The sequence below is a fragment of the Mesorhizobium sp. M7A.F.Ca.CA.002.15.2.1 genome (genome assembly GCF_003998715.1).
Lineage (GTDB): Bacteria > Pseudomonadota > Alphaproteobacteria > Rhizobiales > Rhizobiaceae > Mesorhizobium > Mesorhizobium ciceri.
Map to the genome: position 1 here is coordinate 1 of NZ_RZPI01000560.1, position 3804 is coordinate 3804.

General features: G+C 63.2%; 3 protein-coding genes and 1 pseudogene. 1 reads left to right on the forward strand and 3 read right to left on the reverse strand.

The features are described 5' to 3' along the window. Window positions 1-964 (reverse strand): four-carbon acid sugar kinase family protein (locus tag ENZ74_RS24995; protein WP_164761189.1); only part of this gene is annotated, 964 nt, incomplete at its 3' end. Window positions 965-968: 4 nt separating this feature from the next. Then, complete coding sequence (oiaX, locus tag ENZ74_RS25000) at window positions 969-2219, reverse strand: 3-oxo-isoapionate-4-phosphate decarboxylase OiaX (RefSeq protein ID WP_063167519.1); 1251 nt, start codon at window positions 2217-2219, stop codon at window positions 969-971. Window positions 2220-2393: 174 nt separating this feature from the next. Between oiaX and ENZ74_RS25005 the strand changes: the two genes are divergently transcribed. Continuing rightward, entirely contained in the window at window positions 2394-3107 is a 714-nt protein-coding gene (locus tag ENZ74_RS25005) for a transcriptional regulator NanR (RefSeq protein WP_063167520.1), read from the forward strand. 2 nt (window positions 3108-3109) lie between these two features. Here ENZ74_RS25005 and ENZ74_RS25010 read toward each other — a convergent pair. Beyond that, window positions 3110-3804, reverse strand: a pseudogene (locus ENZ74_RS25010) (hypothetical protein); the annotation flags it as partial.

Genomic DNA, 3804 nt, shown 5'->3' on the forward strand with positions numbered 1-3804 from the left:
GCAGACTGGCACGGCCGCTTGCCGTTGCGCGCGTGATCGCCTGCTGCGAGGCCTCCGAAACCAGTTCGACCGGATCGACCTCGATGCCGTCGAAACCGTCGGTCAGGGCATGCCGGATCTGTCGTTCGGTGGTCGGCGAGCAACTGCCCGACACGACGGCTATCCGCTCGGCAGCGCCCGGCGGTGTGAAGCCTGGCCCAGCGCTGACGACGCCATTCGACGTCCATTCGGCCAGCAGCGCATATTCGACACCGGACGAGCCGACGACAAAAGAACCGCCGGGCTTGCGAACGCGCCACAGTTCCTTGCCGGCCAAAACCTGCGTCTCCAGACTGTCGACATCGACAAGCACGATGGCGGTGCCGTTTCCGGTCAGGCGATCGAACGCCGCCGACCGCGATGCCGACTGCAGCGTCGCAAGATCGACCAGCCCGGAGCTCAGCGCCGTCTGCCGCGACAGATGGATCAGCAGATCGGACTCATCCATTGGCGTCGTCGGGTGACGGCTCATCACCGGGTGGCGATCAATGCGGAAATATTGGTCGCGATAGGCCGCGAACAGATGGCCGAAAGCGGTATAGCGCTTGAGCTGCGGCGCGCCGACCAGCAGCGGCACGCTATCCTGCGCGAACACCGAGCGGCCGACCTCGATGGCTCGGCCGATGCTGCCGATCGTCGGGCTGGAATCGAAGGTCGAGCAGACCTTGTAGTGGCAAATCTCGGCGTTAAGCGTCTTCAGCCAGGCGAAGGCATCGCGCAGATGCGTGTCCATCCATTGCGGCGTCTCACTGCGGCTGGTGCCGGCCAGCCCTATCGCCCGGCAATGGCCAAACCGGGACAGCAGGGCCGCGTCCGGCTGGCGCATGAACAGCACGGTCGGCACGCCACCGAGCTCGAGCGCCTCCATGACATCGGTCGAGCCGGTCAGGTCGTCGCCATAATAGCTGAGAAGCAGGTCCTGCATCGTCTCAGGCTGCCTTGCCGTCGCCGAATTTTTCGATCGACCGCGCCAGTTCGGGATGGTTCAAGGCGAAGTCGGCCAGCGGAATGCCGTCGACCGCCGATTGCCAGGCTTGCTGCACGGCACGTACGCCGGCGCCCGGTCCGTCCGGATGGCTGACGATGCCGCCGCCGCAGAGATAGAGAAGATCCACGGTCCGGCCGGTTCGTGCATATGTCTCGGGCGCCTGACCGCCCCACTGGCCGGAACCTGCCACCGGTAATGCGCAGTCCCCAGCCGAAAAGATCGGCGTCGTCACCGCCTTGAAGGATTCGACGAAAGAGTCATCCGGTTCCCAGTATTTCGAGGCGATGCCGTTGATCTGGAACTGGTCGACGCCGAGCAGTCGCCAGAATTGCTGCCAGACCTTGAAGTCCATGCCGAGGCCGGGGTGACGGGTGAGGATGTCCCAGCCGTTGCGATGAGCATGCAGCACCAGGCCGGAGCGTTTTCTCAGGAATGCCATGCCGCCAAAGCCGATCGAATTGATGTTGATAACAGCACAATTGCCGCCGGCCTTCGCCACCAGATCGTGGTTGCGCATCATCTCGTCGGGATCGGCGTGCGAAATGCCGAAGGCATACATCACCTTCTTGCCGGTCTTCTGCTCGTGATCGAGGATCAGCGGCATGATTGCCTTCACCCGTTCCGACAGGGGCGAATAGGCCGGGCTCATCAGCTTCTCGTCATCCTTGATGAAGTCGACGCCGGCGGCGATCAGTTCCGCCACCATTGCCGCCGTCTCGTGCGGCCGCAATCCTAGCGCCGGCTTGACGATCGTGCCGATGATCGGGCGGTCAGTCACATTGGTCAGCCGGCGGCTGCCGGCGACACCGAACTGTGGGCCGGGATGTGCCCCGCGATACTCCTCCGGCAATTTCATGTCGACGACGCGAATCCCGGTAAGGCCCTTGATCGAATAGGTGCCGCCGATGGCAATCGTCATCAGCGCCGAAAGGTCGGTGCCGATGGCATCGAACGGAAAGGCGATGTCGACATCGGCGCGCCTGAACGGCCCCTTACCGTCATTGGGAAGCGACGGCCGCTCGGCATCGGGCAGAGGCCGAATCGCCAGCACACGTGCCGCCACCCGGGCCTTCAGTTCCTCGGTCTCGCCGGGCAGCGCTACGAAGGTGCCGGTCGACTGATCGCTGGCGATCTTGGCCGCCAGCGCTTCGATGCTTCCAGGCGTTTCGATGCGGTAGGTGAGGGTGATCATGGTCCGCTGTCTCAAGCCGAGGCGTTCGAAAAAGGTTCACTGGTGTTTCGAATCTGGTATAATGAGTACATAAGTATTGCAAGTCATATCCGGCAGCGGGATCGACAGACGGCAATTCCGGGAATTGTGGCGGCAGTGTTAGATAGGGCCGGGTCAAGGGAGTGATTCGCGGCGATGAACCGTTCGGAACCGATTGTCCGGCGCAAGCTTTCCGATGAGGTCTTCTTGCGGCTGAAGCGCCTGATCACCAGCGGCGAGCTGATGCCAGGCGACGACATGCCCTCGGAGCGCGAGCTGATGGAGCGCTTCGAGGTCGGCCGCCCCGCGATCCGCGAGGCGATGCAGGCGCTGAGCAATATGGGGCTGGTTGCGATCTCGCATGGCGAACGCGCCAAGGTGCTGCAACTCACCGCCAAGTCGATCATCAAGCAGGTCGACGGCGCCGCCAAGATCATCCTGTCGTCATCGAAAGACACGCTGGAGCACCTGAAGACCGCGCGCATCTTCTTCGAGCGTGGCATGGTCAGGGAAGCCGCCGAAAAGGCCACCGCCGAGGATGTGCTGCGGCTGCGGGCCACCGTTGCCGAACAGCGCGGCTTTCGCGGCGATTCCGAAGCCTTCATCTCCGCCGACATGAAGTTCCATACACAGATCGCCGCGATCTCCGGCAACCCGATCTATGTCGCCGTCAGCGAGGCGATGCTCGGCTGGCTGAAGGAATACCACACCGAAATGCTGATCTGGACCGGCAAGGAAAAGTTCACGCTCACCGAGCACGAAGAGATCATCGGCCGCATCGAGAAGAAGGATGCCGATGGCGCCGAGAAGGCGATGATCAAGCATCTCGAACGCTCGCGCGCGCTCTATGTGATGAACTCCGAAAAATAACGTCAGTCGATCCGGACGATCTCGTAAGGCGTCATCACGAGATGGCCTCGGCCAAAAGCTGAAATGTCGACTTGCACGTCGTCCGCCGTCAGGTTCGCCAGCCACACGACAGTGTCGCCCGAGGCCGAGCGTCCAGCCAGCGCCAGCACCTTGGTCTCATCGCTCGTCCCTGCGGCCACATGCGCAAGGCCGGCCAGTTCGCAAAGCCCCTTGATGGCTCTGAAGAGCGGCCGGGGCGATCCTTCCGCGACGGGTTCTCCGGATGACGCCAGCACGCCGAACGGTCCGGTGAAGCTGGAGAGCGTGAGCTGTTCCAGCCCAGCGGCTGCGACGCGCGCGGCATAGCCGACCGTCCAAGCCGCCGCGAACTGGCCGGCATGGCGCGGATCGCTGTCGGCCATGGCAATGCGCTGTCCCCCGGGATTGGGTTTGGTCGCTCCGCCATAAGGGTTCTGGCGCATGGCAATCGTCGACGGTCCGATCCGGTAGGGCTTTGCCCCGAAGATAGCCCGTGCCGATTGGGTGATGAAAGGCAGCGCCTCCAGCGACTGCATGACGCTGAGATCGTCGGCGGCGTGCACGATCGGGCAGGTGCAATGGGTGACGAAATCGAGCTGGTCTGCCGGAACGCGCTTGCGGTTGAGTTCGGTGAAATAGCTGAACATGCCGCCGCCGAGGCGGATATCGGGGAATGCCC

What these genes read in the sequence shown, in the direction of transcription:
- oiaX (WP_063167519.1), bottom strand. Translation starts at nt 2,219, where the DNA reads ATGATCACCCTCACCTACCGCATCGAAACGCCTGGAAGCATCGAAGCG.
- ENZ74_RS25005 (WP_063167520.1), top strand. Translation starts at nt 2,394, where the DNA reads ATGAACCGTTCGGAACCGATTGTCCGGCGCAAGCTTTCCGATGAGGTC.